This is a genomic window from Streptomyces sp. NPDC002092 (assembly GCF_053593775.1).
In genome coordinates, this window is the sequence record NZ_JBSFDG010000001.1 from 273,586 (window position 1) to 297,563 (window position 23,978).

At 70.6% G+C, this 23,978-nt stretch carries 22 protein-coding genes; 6 read left to right on the top strand and 16 right to left on the bottom strand.

The window, feature by feature from the left end; all coding sequences use genetic code 11:
- Positions 1-108: 108 nt before the first annotated feature.
- From ACWCRD_RS01210 to ACWCRD_RS01285, 16 genes are all read right to left on the bottom strand, one after another.
- Positions 109-1,581 carry a catalase gene (locus ACWCRD_RS01210; RefSeq protein ID WP_450963881.1) on the bottom strand — a complete coding sequence of 491 codons (1,473 nt, stop codon included), beginning with the start codon at positions 1,579-1,581 and terminating at the stop codon, positions 109-111.
- 160 nt (positions 1,582-1,741) lie between these two features.
- Positions 1,742-2,632, bottom strand: coding sequence for a 2-hydroxy-3-oxopropionate reductase (locus tag ACWCRD_RS01215; protein ID WP_450963882.1), 891 nt, complete (start codon positions 2,630-2,632; stop codon positions 1,742-1,744).
- Positions 2,633-2,769: 137 nt separating this feature from the next.
- Complete coding sequence (locus ACWCRD_RS01220; RefSeq protein ID WP_450963883.1) at positions 2,770-3,609, bottom strand: TIM barrel protein; 840 nt, start codon at positions 3,607-3,609, stop codon at positions 2,770-2,772.
- A 181-nt stretch (positions 3,610-3,790) separates the two neighbouring features.
- On the bottom strand, positions 3,791-4,474 hold the full coding sequence (locus tag ACWCRD_RS01225) for a hypothetical protein (protein ID WP_450963884.1): 684 nt from the start codon (positions 4,472-4,474) through the stop codon (positions 3,791-3,793).
- A gap of 25 nt (positions 4,475-4,499) precedes the next feature.
- Positions 4,500-5,000: a hypothetical protein gene (locus ACWCRD_RS01230; protein WP_450963885.1), complete on the bottom strand. Its 501-nt coding sequence runs from the start codon at positions 4,998-5,000 to the stop codon at positions 4,500-4,502.
- Complete coding sequence (locus tag ACWCRD_RS01235) at positions 4,973-6,244, bottom strand: MCE family protein (protein WP_450963886.1); 1,272 nt, start codon at positions 6,242-6,244, stop codon at positions 4,973-4,975. The genes ACWCRD_RS01230 and ACWCRD_RS01235 overlap by 28 nt, the downstream gene beginning before the upstream one ends.
- Positions 6,241-7,512, bottom strand: a complete 1,272-nt coding sequence (locus ACWCRD_RS01240; RefSeq protein WP_450963887.1) for an MCE family protein — start codon at positions 7,510-7,512, stop codon at positions 6,241-6,243. Before ACWCRD_RS01240 ends, ACWCRD_RS01235 begins: the two co-directional genes overlap by 4 nt.
- On the bottom strand, positions 7,509-8,636 hold the full coding sequence (locus ACWCRD_RS01245) for an MCE family protein (RefSeq protein ID WP_450963888.1): 1,128 nt from the start codon (positions 8,634-8,636) through the stop codon (positions 7,509-7,511). The genes ACWCRD_RS01240 and ACWCRD_RS01245 overlap by 4 nt, the downstream gene beginning before the upstream one ends.
- Entirely contained in the window at positions 8,633-9,613 is a 981-nt protein-coding gene (locus ACWCRD_RS01250) for an MCE family protein (protein ID WP_450964348.1), read from the bottom strand. Before ACWCRD_RS01250 ends, ACWCRD_RS01245 begins: the two co-directional genes overlap by 4 nt.
- Before the next feature lie 266 nt (positions 9,614-9,879).
- On the bottom strand, positions 9,880-10,917 hold the full coding sequence (locus tag ACWCRD_RS01255) for an MCE family protein (protein WP_450963889.1): 1,038 nt from the start codon (positions 10,915-10,917) through the stop codon (positions 9,880-9,882).
- Positions 10,914-12,149, bottom strand: coding sequence for an MCE family protein (locus ACWCRD_RS01260; protein ID WP_450963890.1), 1,236 nt, complete (start codon positions 12,147-12,149; stop codon positions 10,914-10,916). The genes ACWCRD_RS01255 and ACWCRD_RS01260 overlap by 4 nt, the downstream gene beginning before the upstream one ends.
- A gap of 5 nt (positions 12,150-12,154) precedes the next feature.
- Complete coding sequence (locus ACWCRD_RS01265; protein ID WP_450963891.1) at positions 12,155-12,958, bottom strand: MlaE family ABC transporter permease; 804 nt, start codon at positions 12,956-12,958, stop codon at positions 12,155-12,157.
- Between the two features lie 3 nt (positions 12,959-12,961).
- Entirely contained in the window at positions 12,962-13,732 is a 771-nt protein-coding gene (locus tag ACWCRD_RS01270; RefSeq protein WP_450963892.1) for an MlaE family ABC transporter permease, read from the bottom strand.
- Positions 13,729-14,676, bottom strand: a complete 948-nt coding sequence (locus tag ACWCRD_RS01275) for an ABC transporter ATP-binding protein (protein WP_450963893.1) — start codon at positions 14,674-14,676, stop codon at positions 13,729-13,731. The genes ACWCRD_RS01270 and ACWCRD_RS01275 overlap by 4 nt, the downstream gene beginning before the upstream one ends.
- 336 nt (positions 14,677-15,012) lie before the next feature.
- Positions 15,013-16,032 carry a sigma-70 family RNA polymerase sigma factor gene (locus tag ACWCRD_RS01280; protein WP_450963894.1) on the bottom strand — a complete coding sequence of 340 codons (1,020 nt, stop codon included), beginning with the start codon at positions 16,030-16,032 and terminating at the stop codon, positions 15,013-15,015.
- 215 nt (positions 16,033-16,247) lie between these two features.
- Positions 16,248-17,273 carry a lytic transglycosylase domain-containing protein gene (locus ACWCRD_RS01285; protein ID WP_450963895.1) on the bottom strand — a complete coding sequence of 342 codons (1,026 nt, stop codon included), beginning with the start codon at positions 17,271-17,273 and terminating at the stop codon, positions 16,248-16,250.
- A gap of 84 nt (positions 17,274-17,357) precedes the next feature.
- On the opposite strand from ACWCRD_RS01285, the gene polX reads away from it, so the two are divergent.
- From polX to uraH, 6 genes are all read left to right on the top strand, one after another.
- Entirely contained in the window at positions 17,358-19,109 is a 1,752-nt protein-coding gene (gene polX, locus ACWCRD_RS01290) for a DNA polymerase/3'-5' exonuclease PolX (protein WP_450963896.1), read from the top strand.
- 348 nt (positions 19,110-19,457) lie between these two features.
- The gene (locus tag ACWCRD_RS01295; protein ID WP_450963897.1) at positions 19,458-22,097 is read left to right on the top strand and encodes a glycosyl hydrolase; all 2,640 of its coding nucleotides are present in this window, start codon (positions 19,458-19,460) and stop codon (positions 22,095-22,097) included.
- A gap of 202 nt (positions 22,098-22,299) precedes the next feature.
- A complete protein-coding gene (locus ACWCRD_RS01300) occupies positions 22,300-22,560 on the top strand; it encodes a thiamine-binding protein (RefSeq protein ID WP_344397899.1) in 261 nt (86 codons plus the stop codon).
- On the top strand, positions 22,557-22,925 hold the full coding sequence (locus tag ACWCRD_RS01305) for a helix-turn-helix domain-containing protein (protein ID WP_115909993.1): 369 nt from the start codon (positions 22,557-22,559) through the stop codon (positions 22,923-22,925). Before ACWCRD_RS01300 ends, ACWCRD_RS01305 begins: the two co-directional genes overlap by 4 nt.
- Positions 22,926-23,065: 140 nt before the next feature.
- On the top strand, positions 23,066-23,578 hold the full coding sequence (gene uraD, locus ACWCRD_RS01310) for a 2-oxo-4-hydroxy-4-carboxy-5-ureidoimidazoline decarboxylase (RefSeq protein WP_450963898.1): 513 nt from the start codon (positions 23,066-23,068) through the stop codon (positions 23,576-23,578).
- A 4-nt stretch (positions 23,579-23,582) separates the two neighbouring features.
- On the top strand, positions 23,583-23,975 hold the full coding sequence (gene uraH, locus ACWCRD_RS01315) for a hydroxyisourate hydrolase (RefSeq protein ID WP_450963899.1): 393 nt from the start codon (positions 23,583-23,585) through the stop codon (positions 23,973-23,975).
- Positions 23,976-23,978: the final 3 nt, after the last annotated feature.

The following is a 23,978-nucleotide window of genomic DNA, read 5'->3' on the forward strand; positions in this document are numbered from 1 at the left end:
GCCCGCCCTCCGGGCGGACGACGCGAATTTGACGACAGGCCCCAGCCCGCCACCGCCGGCCGGCCACCCCTCATCCGGGCCGTCCGGCGGTCGCGGGCCGCCTGTGGGTCAGTCCTCGCGCAGGGCGCGGACCGCCTCCTCCACGCGCTTGCCGTACTCCGGGTCGGCGGCGTGGAAGTGGGCCAGGTTCTTCTCGATCACGTCGTCGCGGGAGACCTGGGAGAGGCCGCCGGCGATGTTGGCGATCAGACGCGACTTCTCGTCCGCGGACATCAGGCGGTACAGCTCGCCCGCCTGGAAGAAGTCGTCGTCCTTGGTGTGCAGCGGGGCCTCGTGGGTGCCCGTGTGGCCGGTCACCGCCAGCGGGGCGGACAGGGGGCGGCCGGTCTCCACCGGGCCGTCGTAGGAGTTCGGCTCGTAGTTCTTCGCGCCGCGGCCCTGGCCGTTGACCGCCATGAAGCCGTCGCGGCCGTAGTTCTGCGCGGTCGTCGCCTTCGGCGCGTTCACCGCGAGCAGGGTGTGGTTGACGCCCAGGCGGTAGCGGTGGGCGTCCGCGTAGGCGAAGAGGCGGCCCTGGAGCATCTTGTCGGGCGAGGGACCGATGCCCGGGACGAAGTTGTTCGGGGAGAAGGCGGCCTGCTCGACCTCGGCGAAGACGTTGTCCGGGTTGCGGTCCAGGACCAGGCGGCCCACGCGCTGCAGCGGGTAGTCCTGGTGCGGCCACACCTTGGTGAGGTCGAAGGGATTGAAGCGGTAGTCCGCCGCCTCGGCCGCCGGCATGATCTGGACGTAGAGGGTCCAGGAGGGGTTCACCCCGCGCTCGATGGCCTGCAGCAGGTCCGTCTGGTGCGAGTTCGGGTCCTTGCCCGCGATCTCGGCGGCCTGCTCGGAGGACAGCGAGCGGACGCCCTGGTTGGTCTTGAAGTGGTACTTGACGAAGAAGACCTCGCCGTCGGCGTTGGTCCACTGGTAGGTGTGCGAGCCGTAGCCGTTCATGTGGCGGTACGAGGCCGGGATGCCGCGGTCGCCCATCAGCCAGGTCACCTGGTGCGTGGCCTCGGGGGAGTGCGCCCAGAAGTCCCAGACGTTGTCCGGCTCCTGACGGCCCGTGAACGGGTCGCGCTTCTGCGAGTGGATGAAGTCCGGGAACTTGATCGGGTCCTTGATGAAGAACACCGGGGTGTTGTTCCCGACGAGGTCGTAATTGCCCTCTTCGGTATAGAACTTGACCGCGAAACCGCGCGGGTCGCGGACCGCGTCCGCGCCGCCCAGCGAGTCGGCCACCGTCGAGAAGCGCAGGAAGACCTCGGTGCGCTTGCCGACCGTGCTCAGGAAGTCGGCGTACGTGAACCCGGTGACGTCGTCCGTCACCTCGAAGTAGCCGTAGGCGCCCGAGCCGCGGGCGTGCACCACGCGCTCCGGGATGCGCTCGCGGTTGAAGCGCGCCAGCTTCTCCAGGAGGTGCTGGTCCTGGAGCAGGAGCGGGCCGCCGATGCCGGCGGAGGCGGAATGCTGGTTGTCTGCGACCGGGGCGCCGGACTCCGTAGTGAGAGTTCTCGCCGTGAGCACGCGCTTCGACATCGTGGACCTTCCGTGCGGGTGTCAGCGGAAACTTGTTTCCGCTTTGTGGAGCCTAAGAGTGGGCGGGTCGAGCGTCAACAGTTTGTTGAAGGTGATTCCGGGTCGCGGCGCCGCCTGGGCGCGACAGGGCAGATGTCAGCGGCGCCGCGACCCGGAAGTCTCAGAGCTGAGCGCCCGAGAGGCGCTCGACCGCCCGCAGCAGGGCCGAGTGGTCCAGGCCGCCGTCGCCCTGCGCACGCAGGCTGGCGACCAGCTGGGCGACCACGGCACCGACGGGCAGGGCGGCGCCGACGTTGCGGGCCGCGTCGGTGACGATGCCCATGTCCTTGTGGTGCAGGTCGATACGGAAGCCCGGCTTGAAGTCGCGGGTGAGGAAGTTGTCCTTCTTCCGTGTCAGCACGGTCGAGCCCGCCAGGCCGCCGTTGAGGACGTCCAGCGCCGCCTTGAGGTCCACGCCGGACTTCTCCAGGAAGACCACGGCCTCGGCGCACGCCTGGATGTTCACGGCGACGATCAGCTGGTTGGCGGCCTTCACGGTCTGCCCGGAGCCGTGCGGACCGCACAGCACGATGGTCTTGCCGAGCGCCTCCAGGATCGGCTTCGCGAGGTCGAAGTCGGCCTGCTCGCCGCCGACCATGATCGACAGTACGGCCTCGACGGCGCCGGCCTCGCCGCCGGACACCGGCGCGTCCAGCACCCGGACGCCCTTGTCCGCGGCGTCCTTCGCCAGGTCCACGGAGGTCTGCGGCGTGATGGACGACATGTCGATCAGCAGTGCGCCGGAGCGGGCGTTCTCGAGGATGCCGTCGGGGCCGTAGGCAATGGCCTCGACCTGCGGCGACGCGGGCACCATCGTGATGATCACGTCGGCGTCGCGCACGGCCTCGGCGATGGATCCGGCCACGGTGCCGCCGGCGGCGGCCAGGCGGTCCAGCTTGTCCTGCTCCAGGGTGAACCCGGTGACGTCGTAACCCGCCTTGATCAGGTTCTCGGACATGGGGGAGCCCATGATGCCGAGGCCGATCCAGGCGATCTTGGGAAGGGTGCTCATGATTGGGGGTACCTCTCTGAACTGCGATGCTGCGTCTGTGAGTTGGGGCCTAGATCCAGCCCGTCCGGCGTTCGAGGACGAGGCCGTTCAGGCCGAAGCGGGGGCCCGGGGGCGGCAGCCCCCAGCCGACGGCACCGTCACCGAGCGGCGCGGTACTCCACCGGCAGCCAGTCGAAGGCCTCCGCACTGGGCCGGTCGCCCGGCTTGTACTCCAGCCCGACCCACCCCTCGTAACCGGACTTCTTCAGCTGGTCGAGGAGCTCCTCCAGCGGGAGCGAGCCCGTTCCCGGTGCCCCGCGGCCCGGGTTGTCCGCGATTTGCACGTGGCCCGTCTGCGCCGCGTACTGCTCGATCACCGAAGGCAGGTCCTCGCCGTTCATGGACAGGTGGTAGAGGTCCATGAGGAACTTCGCGTTGCCGAGCCCCGTCGCGGCGTTGACCTTGTCGACGATGCCGATGCCGGCCGGTGCGGACACCAGCGGGTACAGCGGCGACTCGGGCTGGTTGAGCGTCTCGATCAGCAGGATCGCGCCGATCCGGTCGGCGGCGCGGGCCGCGAGGACCAGGTTCTCCAGGGCAAGCGCGTCCTGCTCTGCCGGGTCCACGCCCTCGACGCGGTTGCCGTAGAGCGCGTTGAGCGCCTTGGTGCCGAGCGACCGGGCGAATTCCGCGGCCACCTCGATGTTGGCGCGGAACTTCTCCGACTCCTCGCCGGGGATCGACAGGGCGCCGCGATCGGGGCCGGGGAGCTGTCCGGCGTAGAAGTTCAGACCCGTGAGCTGGACGCCCGCGTCCTCGATCGCCTGCTTCAGGGCGTCGAGCTCGGACTGCTCGGGGGTGGGGGAATCGACCCAGGGCCACCACAGCTCGACCGCGGTGAAGCCGGCCGCGGCGGCGGCCGCGGGGCGCTCCAGGAGCGGGAGTTCCGTGAAGAGGATCGACAGGTTGACGTTGAAGCGCTGCTCTGCGAATCCCATCGGGGTCGGCGCTCCCTTCCGTGGTGACTGTGGCTCTTCCTGCTATTCCGTATAGCGGAAGTTGATTTCTGCTTAATGGAAGACTGCCTGTGGTCAGGGAGGACTGTCAAGAGCGCCCGGCGAAGCGCGGACAAAAAAGTGCCCCCGCGCACAGGGCTCGGGGGCACGGTGAAGCGGCTGATCACAGGGCGTCGACGGCGCTCACCTTCCAGCCCTCGGAGGTACGGCTCATCGTCATCCGCACCCGGTTGAGGTCGAGCCGGGAGCCGGAGACCTGGGTGCTCTGCGTGACCTGGTTGACGAAGAGCAGAACCGTGACCTTGTCCGGCGAGACGGAGGCGACGGAGGCCGCGGGGACGGTCGCCTTCACCACCCCGTGGTACTTCCGGGCGGTCGGCCCGACCACCGTGGTCGTGGTCTTCCCGTACTGGTCCCTGAAGTGCCCGGTCAGCAGCGTGCGGGCCCGGGCGAAGTCCTGGTCCAGATGCCGGTAGTCGTACGACAGCACGACCGGCGCCGCGTTCTTCGCCGCCGCGAGGGCCTGCGACCGTGCGCTCTCCGCCTGCCGTCCCTGCGCGTACTGCCACCCGAGCAGCGAGGCGGCGACGAGAGCCGCGACCAGCGGGACGCCGAGCACCGCGGGAAGCAGCCGCCGCCGGGGCCTGGGCGGGGGCGCGCTCCCCTCAGGCTCCGCCAGGGTGTCCGGATCCTGCTCCAGCGGCTCCGGTGACGGCTCCGGCGGGTCGTCCCAGCTGTCCGGGGCCGGCGGCTCGGGCCGCTGCAGGTACTCCACCCGCTTGGCGCGCTTGGCCGCCGCACGGGCGGCCGCGCTCATCGTGCGGCTCCGGGTGGTCGGGTTCGCCATGGTCGTACTCCTCACTGGGGGCCCGTCAGCCCACGAACTCGACGTCGGAGGTCAGCCAGCGCCCGCCCCGGTACACCAGGTCGAGCTGCAGCCGGTAGGTGCGCGCCTGCCCCTGGGGCGCGGCGGTGTTGGTGACCTTGCTGTCGGCGACCACCAGGACGCGGCCCGAGTCGGCGTCGGAGCGGACGATGCCGGCGTCCAGGACCTGCCCCTCGGACACCGACCTGTTCTCGGCGACGAGCTTGGTCAGCTGTGCCGTCTGCGCGGTGAACTGCTTCTTGAAGTCACCGGTGGCGCCCTTGAGGACGTTCGCGCTGTCCCGGGCGTAGTGCCGGTAGTCGAGCGAGGTGAAGTTCAGCGCGGACTGGCGGGCAGCGGCCAGGAGGTCCTGGCGCCGCTGTTCCGTCTCATGCCGGTCGTGCACCGCGAAGCCGAACCAGCCGGCGACCGCGGCGGTGAGGACGGTCGCCGCGACCAGCCCCACCGTCAGGACCCTGTTCATGCCATCGGGCCGACGAGCAGCCATTGCCACGACTCCTTTCCGAACACCGTCTGCTGGCCGCCCGTCGAGCCGATCTCGACGGGCCTTCCGTCCGGACCGGTCGCGGTGCCGGTGTCCGGGTCGTACGGCGTGATGTACGCCGCCTGGTTCGCGCCGCCGGATGACCCACCAGGGGCGTTCTGTGCGCCCCGCACCGACGTCTTGCCGCCGCGCGGGGCGGCGCAGTGCGCGCCGGTGTCGGCCGCACGGGTGCTGGTGTCCGAGGGGTCGCGCCAGGTGGTGCCGTACCCCTTGGTACAGGGCGGCGGGTCATTGGCGTTCACCACCAGCCCGAAGTGGGTGGTGCCGTCGCCCGGGACGACCGTGTAGCTGCCCGCGACCAGCGCCGGGAAGGTGACGAGGGCCTGCTCCACACCGGGCAGATGCGCCCGGGTGACCTGGCCACCGCTGATCAGGTTGGCCAGCAGGACCGAAAGGCCGGGGCCGGTCGACTTCAGCAGCGAGTCGACCTGCTGCGCGGCCGGTGTCGCGTTGCCGATCACCTTGCGCAGGTCCCCGTCGCTCGACTTCAACTGCGCGCTGAGCGCCGCCAGATCGTGCGCGAACGACTTGATGGACGAGCCCTGGTCGGCCTGTGTCTTGAGGACCTTCCGCGAGTTCTCGATCAGCGAGATCGTCTCGGGCAGGGACTGGGACGCCGACTCCACGAGCGCGTTGCCCGAGTCCACCAGGCGGCTCAGGTTCGGGCCGGTGCCGTCGAAGGCCTTGCCCAGCTCGTCGACGGTGACCCGTAGGTCGTTCTTGCCGACCGAGTTCACCAGCCGGTCCAGGCTCAGGACCAGCTCCGTCGTGGGCAGCGGCACGCGTGTGCTGCCGCGCGGGATGGCGCTGCCGTCGAGCAGGTACGGGCCGTGCGAGGTGCGCGGCTGCAGATCGACGTACTGCTCGCCCACCGCCGAGCGGTCCGCCACCACCGCGAGGGTGTCCGCCGGGATGCGCGGCGCCCCTTCCTTGATGTCGAGGGCGACCGAGACGCCCCCGGAGCCGCTCAGCCGCAGCGCGCCGACCTTGCCCACGGGCACCCCGCGGTAGGTGACCTCCGCGCCGGGGAAGATGCCCCCGGAGTCGGCGAAGTCGGCCTGCACGGTGTAGCCGCGGCCCAGGACGTCGTCCACCAGGCCGGTGTACCGGGCGCCGACGTAGGACACCCCGACCGCGGTGACGGCGGCGAAGGCCACCAGCTGGGCCTTGACCGTACGAGTGATCACGGCTGGACCCCCTTCAGCATCAGCTCGGCGAGCGCGAGGTCGATGCCCTCGGGCGGCTTCGCTCCGGTGGTGTAGCTGCTCGTGCACACCGGCGGGCACAGCGGCCCGCCGCCGCCCGAGGGTGACGTCGGGACGGAGGGCGACGACGGCAGGCTCGGTGTGCTGGGCAGCGGTACCGGCGTCGGGACGCTCGGCACATGCGGGAGGCCCGGTGCGGTGGGGCCGCCCGGCGTCGGCGAACTGCCGCTGCCATGGCCGGAGTTGCCGCCTGCCAGATTCCCGTACAGGTCCGCCAGATTGAGATCCGCGGTGATGTGCAGGTTGACGTAGTCGCCCTTGACGGCGTCCATGGCGTTGCGTGGGAACGGGTAAGTGGTCAGCAGCTCGAGGGAGTTGGGCAGGTCGTTGCCCGACTTGTTCAGCTGCTGCAGGATCGGCCGGAGTTCCCTGAGGTTGGCGACCGTGTCGTCGTGCGAGGCATTGACCACCTTGGTGCCCGCCGTGCCGAGCTTCGACAGGGCGGTGAGCATCTTCGTCAGGTTGCGCCGCTGGTCGGCGAGGACCTTCAGGGCGGGCGGCATCGTGTCGACGGCCTCCGCGATGGTCTTCTTCTCCTTGCCGAGCCGTCCCGCGAGCCGGTCGACGGCCTTGATCGCGCGGATGATGTCGGCCTTCTGCTTGTCGAGTCCGCCGACGAACGTGTTCAGCTCCTTCAGCAGTGATCTGACCCGGTTCTCCCGGCCGTCCAGGGCCTTGTTCAGCTCCACGGTGATCGTCTTCAGCTGGGCGACCCCACCGCCGTTGAGCAGGGCGGACAGGGCGGAGAGCACCTCCTCGACCTCCGGGTTGCGGCCGCTGCGGGAGAGCGGGATGCGGTCGCCGTCGCGGAGCCGGCCCACGGGGGCGGTGCCGGTCGGGGCGGCGAGCGCCACGTACTTCTCGCCGAGCAGACTGGTCTGCCGCAGCTCGGCGACCGCGTTCGCGGGCAGCTTCACCGAGTCGGCGACCCGCAGCCGCACGCGCGCGTGCCAGCCGTCCAGCTCCACCTTCTCCACCGCGCCCACGGTGACGTCGTCGACCTTCACCGCGGACTGCGGCACCAGGTCGAGGACGTCACGGAAGTCGACGGTTACGTGGTAGGCGTGTCCGTCGTCGGCCGCGCCGCCGGGCAGTGGGACGTCGTACCAGCCGTTGAACTCGCAGCCGGACAGCAGCAGCGAACCGGCCGCCGCCCAGGCGAGCGCCCCGGCCCTGCGTCGGGCGCTCATGCGCTCGCCCCCAGGATCCCGCCGAGTGTGCGGTCGACCGTGCCGGTCACCGCGGTGCCCTGCGTGGGCAGTTCGGGCAGCGAGTCGAAGAGCTTCTTCAGCTGTTTGCAGTCGGGGTTCCTGCCACCCGCGTCGCCGGTCGTTTGCAGGATCGAGCACAGCAGCGACGCCGGGTCCTGTGCCTGCTGGGCGTTGTTGCGGGTGTCGAGGGTGCCGGAGGACGGGTTGTAGGCGTTGTTGAGGTTCGACAGGCCCGTGGGCGCGACCCGCAACAGCTCGTCCAGGGCGGCCCGTTGGGTGACGAGCACCTTGGTCACCTTGCTGAGGCCCTTCACGTCCGTGGTCAGCGACTTCTTGTTGTTCTTCACGAAGGCGGACACGTCGGCGAGCGCCGTCCCCAGGTTCGTGAGCGCGTCCGCGAGGTCCTGACGCTCGCCCGAGAGCTGCTGCGCGACGTCGGCGAGGCTGGTGTCGAAGGACCGCACGCTCTTGTCGTCGGCCGCCAGCGCCGCGGTGAACACCTGGAGGTTCCGCACCGTCCCGAACAGGTCCTTGCGCCCGTCGGACAGGGTGGTGACCGCCTGCGACAGGTCCCGGACCGTCCGGTTGAGGTTCGCGCCCTGCCCGCCGAGGTTGTCGGCGCTCACCCCGAGCAGCCGGGAGAGGGAGCCGTCCTTGTTGGCGCCCTTGGGGCCCAGCGCTTCGGCCGTGGTGTGCAGGCTGTCGAAGATCCGGTCCAGTTCCACGGGCACGGCGGTGCGGTTCTCGGGTATGACGGCACCGCTGTGCATGACCGGGCCCTTGCGGTACACCGGCAGCAGCTGCACATAACGGTCGCTGACCACCGAGGAGTTGATGATCGCGGCTTGGGCGTCGGCGGGCACCTTGCGCCCGTGGTCGTACTCCAGCTCCACCCGCACCCGCTCGCCCTCGGGCGTGATCTTCTCGACCTCGCCGATGCGGACACCGAGGACGCGGACGTCCGAGCCGGGGTAGATGCCGACCGTGCGCGGGAAGTACGCGGTGATGCGCACCGGCTCGGGCCGCGGCCACAGCACATAGGTGAGGGCGGCGACCAGGGCGAGTGCGGTGAGCACCGCCAGGCGTCTCGTCAGGCGTTTCACGGGGTGCCTCCCGTCCGGGGTGTCACCGGCGCGGCGACGAGGTTCTGGACGTAGGAGTCGAACCAACGGCCGTTGCCCAGGGCGTTGGTGAAGACACGCACATACGGCGCGAGCAGCCGCACGCTGCGGTCGAGGCTTGCCTGGTTGCGTTCGAGCATCTGCACCACACGCTTCAGGCCCTCAAGCGCGGGCCCGATCTCCTTCTCGTTGTCCTGGACCAGTCCGGAGAGCTCGATGCCGAGCGCGGCGGAGGTCTTCAGCAGCTTGTGGATCGCCTCGCGCCGCCTGCTGATCTCCCGGAACAGCTGGTCGCCGTCCTTGACCAGGGCGGTGAAGTCCTTGGAGCGGTCGGCGAGCACGCCGGTCGTGCCGTTCGCGTGGTCGAGGAGCTCACCGAGGGCCTGGTCGCGGGAGGCGACCGTGCGGGAGATCTCCGACAGGCCCTTGATGGACGCGCGGACTTCGGCGGGCGAGTCCTGGAAGGTGGTGGAGATGGTGTCCAGGGCCTTCGCGAGCCGCCCGGTGTCGACCTTCTCCGTGGTGGTGGTCAGATCGCTGAACGCCTGCACGACGTCGTACGCCGCAACGGTGCGCCTGAGCGGGATCTCGCTGCCCGCCCGCAACTGGCCCGGCCCCGCGGGCTGCAGCGCGAGGTACTTCGCGCCGAGGATCGTCTTGATCCGGATCGACGCGCCGGTGTCGGTGCCGAAGTGCGGATCGCCCTTGACCTTGAAGGTGACCTTGACGTGGTCGCCGTCCAGGTCGACGGTCTCGACCTTGCCGACCTTCACCCCGGCGATCCGCACCTCGTCACCGGGCTTGAGCCCGCCCGCCTCCGAGAAGGCCGCGCCGTAGGTGGTGCCGCCGCCGATGAAGGGCAGGCTGTCGGCGTTGAACGCGGCCACCGTCAGCAGCGCGAGGACGGTGAGACCGACGGCCCCGACGACCACCGGGTTGCGTTCGCGGAACGGGATCAGGCGGGGCCGCCGTATCCGCATGCGCGGCAGCTTGGGCGGGTCGATGCGCACCTTCATCATGGGCTGCGGGCGCGGTGTTGCCGGGCGCGGCTGCGGCTGCGGCTGCGGTTGTGGCTTCCGGCGCCGTAGGCGAGGCGGCTCGATGCGCACCTTCATCAGCGGTTCCGGCCCCCGCGGACGCGGCGTACGCCGTGGCAGCCGTGGCCTCGGCAGCTTCGGCGGGTCGATGCGGACCTTCATCAGCGGTTCCGGGCGAATCTTTCGGCTCATGATCCGCACCTCGCCCTCGCCACGTGCAGATCGGGGGTGAGCGCCTGCTTCGTCTTCGGCAGCACGATCCGGCCGTCGAAGTCGCAGAGGTAGAAGTTGAACCAGGAGCCGTAGGACGCGGTCCCCGTCAGTGCGTTGAGCTTGTTCGGCAGCCGCTGCAGGACGCCCTCCACGGTCTTCTCGTTGTCGTTCAGCGTGCCGGTGAGATCCGTCAGCCCCGCGATGTCGTCCTTCAGCGGCGGCCGCGCGTCCTTCAGCAGTCCCGAGGTGGCGTCGGTCAGATCGCCGATGTTCACCAGCGACTGACCGATGGGCCCCCGGTCCGCGGACAGGCCGGAGATCACCCGCCGCAGCTGCAGGAGCAGTTCGGAGAACCGGGAGCCGCGCTGGTCCAGTGTCTTCAGCACGGTGTTGAGGTTGTCGATCACCGAGCCGATCAGCTTGTCCCGGCCGGCCAGGGTCGTGGTGAGCGAGGCGGTGTGCGCCAGCAGGCTGTTGACGGTGCCGCCCTCGCCCTGCAGCGTCTTGATGATCTCGGTGGCGAGCTGGTTGACGTCCTGCGGGCTGAGCGCGGCGAACAGCGGCTTGAAGCCGTTCAGCAGGGCATTGAGGTCCAGCGCGGGCTGTGTCCGCCCCAGCGGGATGGTGCCGCCGGGCTTCAGTGGGGTGCCGTCGCCCGCGCCCTCGGTCAGGGCCACGTAGCGCTGCCCCACCAGGTTGCGGTAGCGGATGACGGCATGGGTGCTGGTGAGCAGCGGCCGGTCGGCGCCGACGCTGAAGGTGATCTCCGCCAGCGTACGGTCCTTGATCCGGATGCCCTGCACCTGGCCGACCCGCACTCCGGCGACCCGGATGTCGTCGCCCTTCTCCAGCCCGGTGACATCGCTGAAGACGGCACGGTAGGTGCGGTCGGGAGTGAAGGAGAGGTTGACGATGGTGGCGGCGAGCAGGGCCGTCGCCACGATCGTCACCAGCGCGAAGAGACTGAACTTGATGAGGGGAGCGGCGGTCTGCCGCGCTGCCGAGGTCCTCATACGACGCTCACCGCCGTCCCGCGCGCCATCGGCCCGAACAGCAGCGTCGCGACCGGCGGCACCTCGTCGGCGGGCACCCCCAGCACGGGCGATACCAGCGAGCCGACCGCCCGCTGTTCGGCCCGGGTGGCGGAGACACCGAGCGGACCGGACGAACCGCCCGGCCGGGAGCCGTCGTTCAGATGGAACCCCGGTGCGGGCACCGAAGGATGCGGCAGATCACGGCAGTCGGGCCCCGACCGGTCGGCGTAGCGCGGCTCCTCCCCGGGCTGGTACGCCCCCTGCTGCCGTACGACCTCGAGCGTGATGTGCATCTTGCCGCCCCGGAACGCCTGCTCGGAGGCCTGCTCCTCGTGGACCAGCCCCGCGAAGAGGCACGGGTACTCGGGGGAGTAGCGGGCGAAGAGTTCGAGGGTCGGGCGGGAGACCTGCCCCAGGGTGATCAACCGGTCGCCGTTCTCGTCGAGGAAGTCCTGTGCGGTGCCGGCGGCGCCGGCCGTCGTGGTGAGGGCCGACGCGAGCCGGTCCTTGTCCGCGACCAGCGTGCGGCTGGTGGTCACGGTGTTGCGGAGGATCTCCATCAGGTCCGGCGCCGCGTCGCCGTACACCTGGGCGACGTCGGCCAGCCGGGCGAAGTCCTCGGTGAGGGACGGCAGATGGGGGTTCAGGCGGTGCAGATACTCCTCCACGCGCGTGAGGTTGTCGCCGATCCGGTCGCCGCGGCCTTCCAGGGCGGTGGCGAACGCGGAGAGCGTGGCGTCGAGCTTGCCGGGCTGCACGGTCCGCAGCAGCGGCAGCAGGTCGTTCATCACCTGCTGCAGCTCGATGCCGACGCGGGTGCGGTCCTGGGTGATGACGTCACCGGCGCGGATGGGCCGGGCCGAGGAGCGGGCGGGCGCGACCAGGTCGACGTACTTCTCGCCGAACAGCGTCTTGGGCAGCAGCCTGGCCCGTACGTCCGACGGGATGTCGGCGGCGTACTCCGGCTTGAGCGCGATGTCGAGCGTCGCCCGGTGCCCGTCGGAGTGCACCGAGCGCACCTCGCCGACCAGCAGGCCGCGCAGCTTGACGTCGGCGCGCGGGTCGAGCTGGTTGCCGAGGCTGTCGGCCTCCAGCCTGATCCGTACGACCGGCGTGAACGCCTGCCGGTACACGGCGACGGACAACGACAGCAGCAGGGCGAGCACGGCGAGGAACACCACGCCGTACAACCGCAGTCTCCAGACCCTCATACGGTTCACCCCGCAATCCGTACGGTCGTGTTGGCGCCCCAGATGGCCAACGAAAGGAAGAAGTCGAGGACGTTGATCGCCACGATCGAGGTCCGCACGGCCCGGCCCACCGCCACGCCGACCCCTGCCGGGCCGCCGCTCGCGTAGTAGCCGTAGAAGCAGTGCACGAGGATGATCAGAACGGCGAAGACCAGCACCTTCCCGAAGGACCACAGCACGTCGACCGGTGGCAGGTACTGCTGGAAGTAGTGGTCGTAGGTGCCCGCCGACTGCCCGTAGTAGCCGGTGGTGATCGTGCGGGCGGCGAAGTAGGAGGACAGCAGCCCGATCACGTACAGCGGGATCACGGCCACGAACCCGGCGATCATCCGCGTGGTCACCAGGAACGGCAGCGAGGGCACGCCCATGACCTCCAGGGCGTCGGTCTCCTCGCTGATCCGCATCGCGCCGAGCTGGGCGGTGAAGCCCGCACCGACGGTCGCGGACAGCGCGAGCCCGGCGACCAGCGGGGCGATCTCCCGGGTGTTGAAGTACGCCGAGAGGAACGCCACGAAGTTGGAGGTGCCGAGCTGGTTGAGCGCGGCGTACCCCTGGAGTCCCACCTCGGTGCCGGTGAAGAAGGACAGAAAGGCGATCACGCCGACCGTGCCGCCGACGACGGCGAGGGCGCCGCGGCCGAAGCTCACCTCGGCGAGCAGCCGCAGGATCTCCTTCTTGTACCGGCGCACGGTACGGCCCGTCCACGCCAACGACCGCCCGTAGAAGGAGAGTTGGCGGCCGAGCTCCTCCAGACTGCTGAACAGCGCCATGCCTCAACCCCTCTGCGGGACGACCTGGAAATACACCGCGGTCATCACGAAGTTCGTCACGAACAGCAACATGAAGGTGATCACCACCGACTGGTTCACGGCGTCCCCCACACCCTTGGGTCCGCCCTTCGCCGTCAGTCCCTTGTAGGAGGCGACGATCGCCGCGATCGCCCCGAAGACCAGCGCCTTGATCTCCGCCGCCCACAGGTCGGAGAGCTGGGCGAGGGTGGTGAAGGAGGCGAGGTAGGCGCCCGGGGTGCCGTTCTGCAGGACGACGTTGAAGAAGTAGCCGCCGGCGACGCCGACCACCGACACCAGGCCGTTGAGCAGCACCGCCACCACCATCGAGGCCAGCACCCGCGGTACGACCAGCCGGTGGATGGGATCGATGCCGAGGACCTGCATGGCGTCGATCTCCTCGCGGATCTTCCGGGCCCCGAGGTCCGCGCAGATGGCGGTGCCGCCGGCGCCCGCGATCAGCAGTGCGGTGACGATCGGCGAGGCCTCGCGCAGCACGGCCAGGACCGAGGCGGCACCCGAGAAGGACTGGGCGCCGAGCTGTCGCGTGAGGCTGCCGATCTGCAGCGCGATGACCGCCCCGAAGGGAATGGACACAAGGGCGGTCGGCAGAATGGTGACACTGGCGACGAACCAGGCCTGCTGGACGAACTCCCTTGCCTGGAACGGCCGTCGGGGCATCGTCCGGACGACGTCCAGCGCCATCGCGAACAGGTTCCCCGACTGCCGCAGTGCTCCGGTCGGCGACAGTCTCATGCGTCCGCCACCGCCTTCCGGCGCCGCAGTTCGGCCTCCCGGCGGGCGATCGCCTCCCAGCGTGGTGGCCGGGTGATGCCCGGCCCCGGCAGCAGGCGGGGAGTCAGAGCCCGGCTGCCGGGTGACTGTGCGGTCTCGCTGCCGCTCAGCGCGGCCAGCTCCTGCTCGACCTGGGCGGCGTCCTTCTCCTCCGCCATGCCGATCGGGCCCTGCATCCGCCCGTTCAGGAACTGCCTGACGACCGGCTCGTCGCTGGTCAGCAGCTCCTCCCGCGGCCCGAACATGACCAGCTCGCGGCGGAAGAGCAGCCCGATGTTGTCCGGCACCGTGCGGGCGGAGGCGATGTCGTGGGTGACGATCAGGAAGGTCGCGTCGATCTGGGCGTTGAGGTCGACGATGAGCTGGTTGAGATAGGCGACGCGGACGGGGTCGAGCCCGGAGTCCGGCTCGTCGAAGAGAATGATCTCGGGATCGAGGACCAGCGCCCGCGCCAGCCCCGCCCGCTTGCGCATGCCGCCGGATATCTCCCCGGGCAGCTTCGCCTCCGAGCCGATGAGCCCGACCATGTCCATCTTCTCCAGCACGATGCGCCGGATCTCGCTCTCGGACTTACGGGTGTGCTCGCGCAGCGGGAACGCGATGTTGTCGTAGAGGTTCATCGAACCGAACAGCGCGCCGTCCTGGAACAGCACCCCGAACAGCTTCCGCACCTCGTACAGCTCGTGCTCGCGCAGCCGTGTGATGTCCCGCCCCGCGATCTTCACGCTGCCCCGCTCCGGCTTCAGCAGCCCGACGAGCGTCTTGAGGAACACCGACTTGCCGGTGCCTGAGGGGCCGAGCATGACGGACACCTCCCCGGCGGGCAGCGTCAGCGAGACGTCCTGCCAGATGACCTGGTGACCGAAGGACTTGGTCAGCCCTTCCACACAGATCTCGACACCCATCCGGTCCACCTCTCGGCCCGTGGAGCAGCTCCGACATCTGCTCTACGGGGAGGGGCGGGGGGTCCGTCGCGGAAGAGGGGGATTTTTTTCGCGGGGCCCGGGGGACCCGGCACTCCCGGCGGTGCGTTGGCGGCTGCGGGGCCGTCGCGGCTGGTCGCGCTGTTCCTCGCGCCCCTGGGCGGCTGCTGCTGGCGCTGGGTGACTGCACCCCCTCAGGGGCGCGGGGCTGTGGTCAATTTGCGGCTCCGCCGCGTGGGCGCGACAAGCCACGACGAGTCCGCACCCGGCCACAGGGAGCCTGTCGTAGAAGGGCCGGGGCCCGCAGGAGCCCGCCTTTTACGGCAGCACGGTCGCCGTCGGTGTGGGGACCGAGACCGCTACGGACGCGGTGGCGGGAGTCGGGGGGAGGCTGGGCAGTGTTGCCGTCGGGGTGGGGACGTCCGGCAGGGCGGAGAGGGCGGGGGTGCTCGGCAGGTTCGGGACGTTCGGGACCTCGGGGACCGCCGGGACCGGGGACAGTGACGCCTTCGGGAGGGGCGGGACCGACAGGGGGAGCAGGGAGCCGTTGTGGCTGCCGGGCGACGGTGCCGAGGTCGTCGGCAGTTCGCGAACGCTCGCGCTGGGCGTGCGGCCGGCGCTTGCGGGGCGTACCGTCTCGGCGGCCTTCCCGGGGGCGGGGGACGCGGCCGGCGGGGGAGTCGCCGCCGGGTGGCCGCCGTCCAGGGCGTACGGCAGGACGAAACCCGCCACCACCAGCGTGGCCGCCGTCGACCCGACCGCCACCGCCTGCGCCTTGCCGCCCGCCCGCAGCCGCCCCCGCCCGAACAGGAACAGCACGAACCCGAGTGTCCCGGCCAGGGAGGCGCGCAGCGTCCGCCGGGCCCGGGCCAGCAGCGACTCGACGGTCCGGTAGCTGAGCCCCATCCGCACCGCGACCTGGCTCACGTCCAGGTCCTCGGACTTCAGCCGCAGCGCCTCCGCCTGCCGCGCGGGCAGCTCACCGCTGCGCACCGCCAGCCACCTGGCCTCCGCCCGGTCGCACACGGCCTCCTCCACCGGCACCGGCCCGGGCGCGATCAGCGTCGGACTGGTGCGCACCTCGGCCTCCCGGTTGACCTGCCGGTAGCGGTCGACGCACAACCGCATGGTCACCGTCGTCAGCCACGCCCCGAGCCGCTCGTCGTCCAGATCCGGCCGCTCGGCAGCCCGCAGCATCGCCTCGTGCACCGCGTCCTCGGCGTCCTCCTGGCTCATCGACCTGCGCCGGGCCACCCTGAGCAGCTGCTCACGATGGCTCCACATGCGCCGCCAACGCTCTTCGGCAGCTCTTGCCTCCGCAGGCATCTCCGTCGCCATGAGGGCCCCTTTGCGCTCAGCGCCTGTGTCATGTCCCCGGCCGGGCGCACGACGCCTGGCACGCACGCTCGCACGCACCGGACGCCGCGCGCTGATCCGGCCGGTGACACAGGCGCACCCACCGGTCTCGTCCCAGCCCGGCGGATGGCGACATTACCGCCCGGTAGCGGCGGTTGTGGAGGGGGGAGCGGGCATCGAGTCCGCGCCGTTACTGGTCAGCCTCCGGTCAGCGGGAGGCCGCTGGGCAGCACGTTGTCGGTCGGCAGGGCGATGGACGGGGTGGGTGCAGGGGCGAGGGGTTCGGGTGAAGTACCGGCCGTCGGGCGGGAGTTGGACGGGGGCGGGGAGACCGGCGCGGAGGGGGTGGGGCTCGGCCTGGGGGACGGCTTCGGCGTCGGTTTCGGGGTTGGGGCCGGTTTCGCGTGGTGTGAGGATCCGGGACGCGTCGAGGGCCGTACCGACGAGCCCGTGGAGCCGTCCGGCACCACCGTGTGCCCCTCCAGGAAGTAGGCGTACCAGGCCTTCACCGTGCTCAGATAGGCCTCCGAGTGGTTGTAGCCGAGGATCGCCCGGTCCAGCCCCGCCGGCTCGGACAGATCCCCGCCGGCCGCGCACAGATACCGCCCGGCGGCGAGCGCCGCGTCGAAGACGTTGTCCGGGTCGGCCCGCCCGTCGCCGTTCCCGTCCGCTCCCCAGCGCGCCCAGGTGGACGGAATGAACTGCATCGGGCCCACCGCACGGTCGTACACCGCGTCCCCGTCGTACGCGCCACCGTCCGTGTCCGGTACGACGGCGAAGGCACCGCCGTCCAGACGCGGACCCAGGATCGGCGTCACGGTCGTGCCGTCCGCTCTTACCCGGCCGCCGTCCGCCTGCCCCGACTCCACCTGCCCGATCGCGGCCAGCAGCTGCCAGCGCAGCCCGCAGCCGGGCGCGGTACGCGCGAGCTCCGCCTCGGCACGGCGGTACGCGGCGAAGACCGTCGCCGGCACCGCGCCGCCCGCGACCGCCGGTGCCCCGCCCGCGTGGCCCGCGTGGCCCTCGTGCTTCCGCGCGAGCGGGGGAAGCTCCGTGCGGTACGGGGCGTCGCCGGACACGCTCGGCCCGTGCGCCGCGGGCTGCGCCACCGGCGCCTGTGCCCGTGCGGGGGTCGCCCCCGGTGCCTGCGAGGCGGTCAGCGCCGCCATCGCCGCCGCTGCCACCGCCGTACCCCTGACCCGTCTGACCCTGCGCCCTGTCACCTTGCGGTCCCTCCCTGCGAACTCCTGTCACCTGCTCTACGGGGGAGGACGGCACGTCCGTCGCGGCGTGCCTACCCTGAAGGTGTGGCCCGGTCCAACGACGAGGTCGCCGCGCTGCTCCAGGAGTACGCGGACCTCATCTCGATCACCGGAGGAGACGCGTTCAAGGCACGCGTCTACGAGAAGGCTGCCCGGTCGGTCGGCGGCCACCACGCCGACGTCGCCACGCTCGACCTCAAGGGCCTCCAGCAGATCCCGAACGTCGGCAGGTCGATCGCCCAGAAGGTGCTGGAGTACTTCGACCACGGCAGTGTCTTGGCCGTCGAGGAGCTGCGCGCGAAGATTCCCGCCGGGGTGCGACGGCTGACCGCCATCCCCACGCTCGGCCCGAAGAAGGCACTGACGGTCTACGAGGAGCTGGGCATCTCCTCGGTCGAGGAACTGGCCGACGCGATCCACGAGGAGCGGCTGCGCGACCTCAAGGGCTTCGGACCGAAGACGGAGGAGAACATCCTCCACGGCATCTCGCTGCTGCAGTCCTCCGGCGGCCGCGTCCACATCGACCTGGCCATGGGCCTCGCCGACGACATCGTCGCCGAGCTGTCCACCGTGCCGGGCTGCCTGCGGTGCGCCTACGCGGGATCACTGCGCCGGATGCGCGAGACGATCGGCGACATCGACATCCTCGCGGCGGCCACGAAACCCGGCCCGATCATGCGGGCGTTCACCGGGCTGCCGTACGTCACCGAGGTGATCGGCACGGGCGAGAAGAAGACGTCGGTGCGCACCGGCAAGGGCCTCAACGTCGATCTGCGGGTCGTACCGCCGGACTCCTGGGGCGCGGCACTGCAGTACTTCACCGGCTCCAAGGCGCACAACATCCGCACCCGTGAACTGGCCGTCCACCAGAAGCTGAAGCTCTCCGAGTACGGGCTCTTCGACGTCGAGAGCGGCAAGAAGATCGTCTCCGAGACCGAGGAGGAGGTGTACGCCCGGCTCGGGCTGCCCTGGATCCCGCCGACGCTGCGCGAGGACCGCGGGGAGATCGAGGCCGGGCTGCGCGGCGAACTGCCCGACCTGGTGACGGAGGCGGACCTCCGCGGCGATCTGCACTCGCACACCGACCTCACCGACGGCCTCGCCCCACTGGAGGAGATGGCGCAGGCCGCCGCGGCGCGGGGCTGGGCCTACTACGCGATCACCGACCACGGCCCGGACATGGCCATGCAGCGCATGACCGACGAGCGGATGCTGGCCCAGCGCGAACGCGTACGCGAGCTCGACGGGACGTACGCCACCCGGGGCAGGCGCGGCGGTCTGCGGCTGCTGCACGGCGTCGAGCTGAACATCGGCCCGGACGGCGAGGTGGACTGGCCCGGGGAGTTCCTCGCCGGCTTCGACCTGTGCGTGGCCTCCGTGCACTCGCACTTCAACCAGGAGCGCGAGGCGCTGACCCGGCGGATCGTACGGGCCTGCGAGAACCCGTACGTCAACATCATCGGCCACCCCACCACCCGCATCATCGGCAAGCGGCCCGGCATCGACGCCGACCTCGACGCCATCTTCGCCGCCTGCGCCCGCACCGGCACCGCTCTGGAGATCAACGCCCATCCGGACCGCCTCGACCTGCGCGACGAGGACATCCTGCGGGCCGGGCGGCACGGCGTGAAGTTCGCCGTGGACAGCGACGCCCACGCCGTCCCCCACCTGGCCAACATGCGCTACGGCATCGGCACCGCGCAGCGCGGCCGGCTCACCCAGGAGGACGTGATCAACACCTGGCCCGAGCGCCGGCTGCGGGACTTCCTGCGGAAGGGCCGGCAGACGGAGCGGTGACCGGGAGGGTCACTACCACCCGGTCGCCAACTGCACCGCTCCCATCTGCCAGTTGGACGTCGCACCACGGTCGGCGACTACATCTCGACGTCCTTCTCCGGCTCCACGGCACGCCCCGTCTCCGCCACGACCGCCACGGCACGTGACAACCTCTTCTCCGCCCGAGTGGCCGCGATCGCCTACGCGCAGTGGCTGGCCGACGGCGGCACCGAGGGCGGCGAGGACAGCCCCTGAACGACCCGCAGGTGACAGGTTCTGGTCAAGGCTTGTCCAAAAAGCGGACGTCGTCCACCGCTCATGATCGGGTCTCCTGCGACGGCTGTACGACCACCCGTTCGGGAGGATCTGGTGTCAGCACCAACCCGCAAGAGACGATGGTTCACGATCTGTGCCATCACCGCATCCGCCGCACTCGTCGCGACACCCGCAGGCGCCGCGTCCGGCAGGACGAAGGCTCCGTTCGGCGCCCGCACCCTCGCTCAACTGGCCGCCGAGCGCACGCAGTCGGTCGGCACCATGAGCCCGCGGCTGAAGGGCGAGGACGGCGACGGCGGCAATGAGGCGGACGAGATAGCCGAGGGCGCGGACCAGTACGCCGAGGCCCGCACCTCACCCGGCATCGTCGCCCCCGGCGCCTACGGCGCCGCCTGGACCAGCCTGACCAACCTGCCGAGCACCGGCGGCAGTTGGCGCAATATCACCGACCTGCCGTACAACTCCGACGACTCGCGCTACCGCGACATCGACTCCAACTCCAGCGGCGGCTCGGGCAATGTCACCGGCCGGATGGCCGCGCTCGCCGCCGATGACGACGGGTATGTGTACGCGGGCAGCGCGGGCGGCGGCGTCTGGCGGTCCAAGCGAGGCGGCGGCAACTGGAAGCCCATCAGCGACAAACTGCCCTCGCAGTCCACCGGCGCACTCGCGCTGGACGGCGGCGGACGACTGTGGCTGGGCACCGGCGAGGCGACCACCAACGCGGACGCCTACCTCGGCAGCGGCGTCTACGTCCTGTCCCACCCGCACCACGGCACCTTCTCCGCCCGCAGCCGGGTCGGCGGCGACGAGCTGGAGTCCACCACCATCCACGAACTGCGCTTCGGCGGCGGCAAGGTGTGGGCGGCGACCAGCGCGGGCGTGTGGAGCCACTCCACGAAGACCCTGAAGGGCGCCTGGAAGCTGGAGTACGCGCCCAACCCCGACTACCTCCCCGGTGGTTCGAAGGCGAGCGACCCGTCGGCCGCCTACAAGAACATCGCCAACGACATCGCGATCGACCCCAAGGACCCGTCCAAGGTGATCCTGGCGGTCGGCTGGCGCAGCGGTGACGACTACAACGGCTTCTTCACCAAGGACGCGAGCGGCGCCTGGACGCGTATCACCACTGGCTTCGGCGATCTGCCGACCGACGCGGACAACGTCGGCAACGTCACCTTCGCCCGCTCCGCCGACGGCTCGCGCTACTACGCCATCGACCAGTCGCCCGAGCAGCTGAACACCAACCCGGACAGCGGCCTGGAGGGCATCTACAGCGCCGCCTCGCCGTTCGGCCCCTGGACGAAGATCGCCGACTACAAGGGTCTGGCCGCCGACGGCTCCGCGCTGACCACCAGCGGCTACATGCCCGGCGTACAGGCCTGGTACAACCAGTTCCTCACCGTGGACCCGAGCGACCCCAAGCACGTCTACGCGGGCCTGGAGGAGGTCTACGAGACCAAGGACGGCGGCAGCACCTGGTCGACCGTGGGCCCGTACTGGAACTTCACGTTCCCCTGCTGGAGCATCGACCCGGCCAAGCAGACCGGTGACTGCAACCAGACCACCCACTCCGACCAGCACGGCGTCGCGATCGGCAGCTACCACGGCAAGAGCTTCGTGTACGTCGGCAACGACGGCGGCGTCTACAAGCGCCCGGTCGACGGCTCGCAGGACGCCTCCGGCCACGCCACCGACTGGACCTCCCTCAACGACGGCACCATCGACACCCTCCAGTACTACTCGGTGGGCATCGGCAAGGACCTGACCTACGGCGGTGTCTCCGTCACCGGCGGCCTCCAGGACAACGGCCAGTCCGTGCTGCGCAGCAACGACAAGGTGATGGGTTCCAACTTCGGCGGCGACGGCGGCGACACCCTCACCGACCCCGCCAACGGCTGCAACATCGCCGAGGAATACGTCTACCTCGCGATCCAGATCACCCAGAACTGCGCCGTCAACGACGGCAGTTGGAGCACCGACGCCACCAAGGCCACCTCGTACAACGTCGCCCCGGCCGACAACGCCACCAGCGAGGCCCGCTTCATCGCCCCGCTCGCGACCGACCTGAAGAGCTCCTCGACGTGGATCGCGGGCGGCCGCCACGTGTGGGTGCAGACCCATGGCTACGCCATCCGCAGCGGCAAGGAGTGGACGAGCGTGTACGACCTCGGCGCCGGCCGCACCGCGACCGCCGTGGCGGCGTCGGGCGGCAAGGTGTACGCGGCCTGGTGCGGCCCCTGCAACAACCAGGGCTTCGCCCGTGGCATCTCCGTCGGCAACGCGGACGGCACCGGCTGGCACGACATCACCCTGCCCGCCGACGGGACCGTACCCAACCGCTACCTCAGCGGCTTCGCCATCGACCCGAAGAACGCCGACCACGTCTTCCTCGCCGTCAACGGCTTCTCCCGGCACTGGACGGAGGGCCCCGGGGCCGGCGTCGGCCATGTCTTCGAGTCCACCGACGGCGGCACCACCTGGAAGGACATCTCCGCGAACCTGCCCGACGTGCCGACCAACTCCGCGATCGTCACACCGAACGGCGGCCTCGCCGTCGCCACCGACCTGGGCGTCGTCTACCGCGCCCCGGGCCACACCAAGTGGCAGCGCGTCGGCTCGCTCCCGGCCGTCGCCGTCCTCCAGCTGAAGCTGGGCCCCGACGGCAGCACCCTGTACGCGGCCACTCACGGCCGCGGCATCTACACGATCAAGGTGCGCGACTGCGCCTGACGCACACCGCATGGCGAGAGGGGTGCCCCCCCGGCTTCTGGGGGGCACCCCTCCTGCGCTCCAGCGGATGACCGAGGTGAGCAGGCCCGCATCGCGACTGTGGGGCGCAGGGATGCCCTGGTCGGTTAGGGTCGGCTCGTGGCGGACGAACCGGCTCCGGCGCAGTGAATCTGTCGGCCCGTGGTGGTGCTCTGGGGGCACAGTGCGATTGAGAGTGGAGTTCACGACCGAGCCCTTCGATCTCGACGAGGCGCCCGCGCACGCGGTGGTCGCCCGCCAGGTCATCGAGGCGGCCGAGCTGGACGAGGTGGACGTCGGCCCGTTCGGCAACACGGCGGAGGGCGCCGCCGACGCCGTCCTGAGCGCCGTGGACGCGCTGCTCCGCCAGACGCTCCAGGCCGGTGCCACCCGGGTCTCGCTGCAGGTCAACGTCGTCGGCGCGGCCGGGGAGGGTGCCGAGTGACCGGCACCGGGGACGAGCCGTTCATCACGGCCGTGAAACCACTGGTCGACGCCATGGGCGGCGAGCTGCTCCCGCCCGACGAGGCCGGCCCCGAGGACGTCGTGCTCGCCTGGGAGGGCGCGGACGTGGTCGCCGTGCGCCTGCCCCAGCTCGCCGACTCCCTCGACCACATCCTCGCCGCCATGGAGCGCAAGCAGGGCAAGCCCCTGGCCGACCTGGACCGCAAGGCCAAGCAGGAGGTCGTACGGATACTCGAGGCGCGCGGCGCCTTCTCCGTACGGCACGGCGTGGAGACCGTCGCGGGCGCGCTCGGCGTCAGCCGGTTCACGGTCTACAACTATCTGAACCGTGAGAAGGAGGGCTGAGGGGGCATCCCGGGGTCGCCAACCGGCCAGGTTTGTTACCCCGAATTTTCAACAAAGTGTTGACGCGGCGTTGCGTGGGGGCGTTAGCTAACGGCAGCCCGTTCAGCACGAAGGCCGTTCTCGCGGCCACGGAGGCACCCGTGACGTCGACTTCCACGCCCCCGGGCCTGGCCCGGTTCAACGTACTGGAGGAGCACGCGGCCTTCGCCGCCCTCCATGAGGCGTGTGCCTCCACCACCTGGGCGCGGCGGCTGCTCGCCGCCCGCCCGTACGCCACCGCCGACGAGCTCTTCGCCGCCAGCGACGCCGCCATGGCCGAGCTGAGCGCCGAGGACCTGGCCGAGGCGATGGCCGGGCACCCGCCGATCGGTCGCCCCAAGCCGGGGGACCCCACCTCGGCCCGGGAACAGCGCGGCATGGTCGGCGCCTCCGAGGAGCTTAAGTCGGAGATGCTCGAACTGAACCTGGCCTACCAGGACAGGTTCGGCCATGTCTTCCTCATCTGCGCCACCGGCCGGACCGGCGAGCAGATGCGGGACGCGGTCAAGGAGCGGATCGGCAACTCGCCGGAGCAGGAGCGGGAGATCGTCCGCACCGAGCTGGGCAAGATCAACCGCATCCGACTGGCCCGACTCGTCGAAGAGGAAGCCTGACACCATGAGCACCAGCACCACCGCCTCCGTGTCCACACACATCCTGGACACCAGCATCGGCCGCCCCGCCGAGGGCGTCGCCATCGAGCTCGCGGCCCGTAGCGGCCGCGATGCGGACTGGCAGGCGCTCGGCGGTTCCGCGACCGACGCGGACGGACGGTGCAAGGACCTGCCGGCGCTGCCGGAAGGGACGACCCATGTACGGCTCGACTTCGCCGTCGAACCGTACTTCGAGAAGAAGCAAGCCGATGCGCAGCAGGACGCCCCCGCGAATCGGGACAGCGGTGCCGTGTTCTTCCCCGAGGTGGCGATCACCTTCGCCGTGAAGCCCGGGGAGCACTACCACGTACCGCTGCTGCTCAACCCGTTCGGCTACTCCGTTTACCGAGGGAGCTAGCAG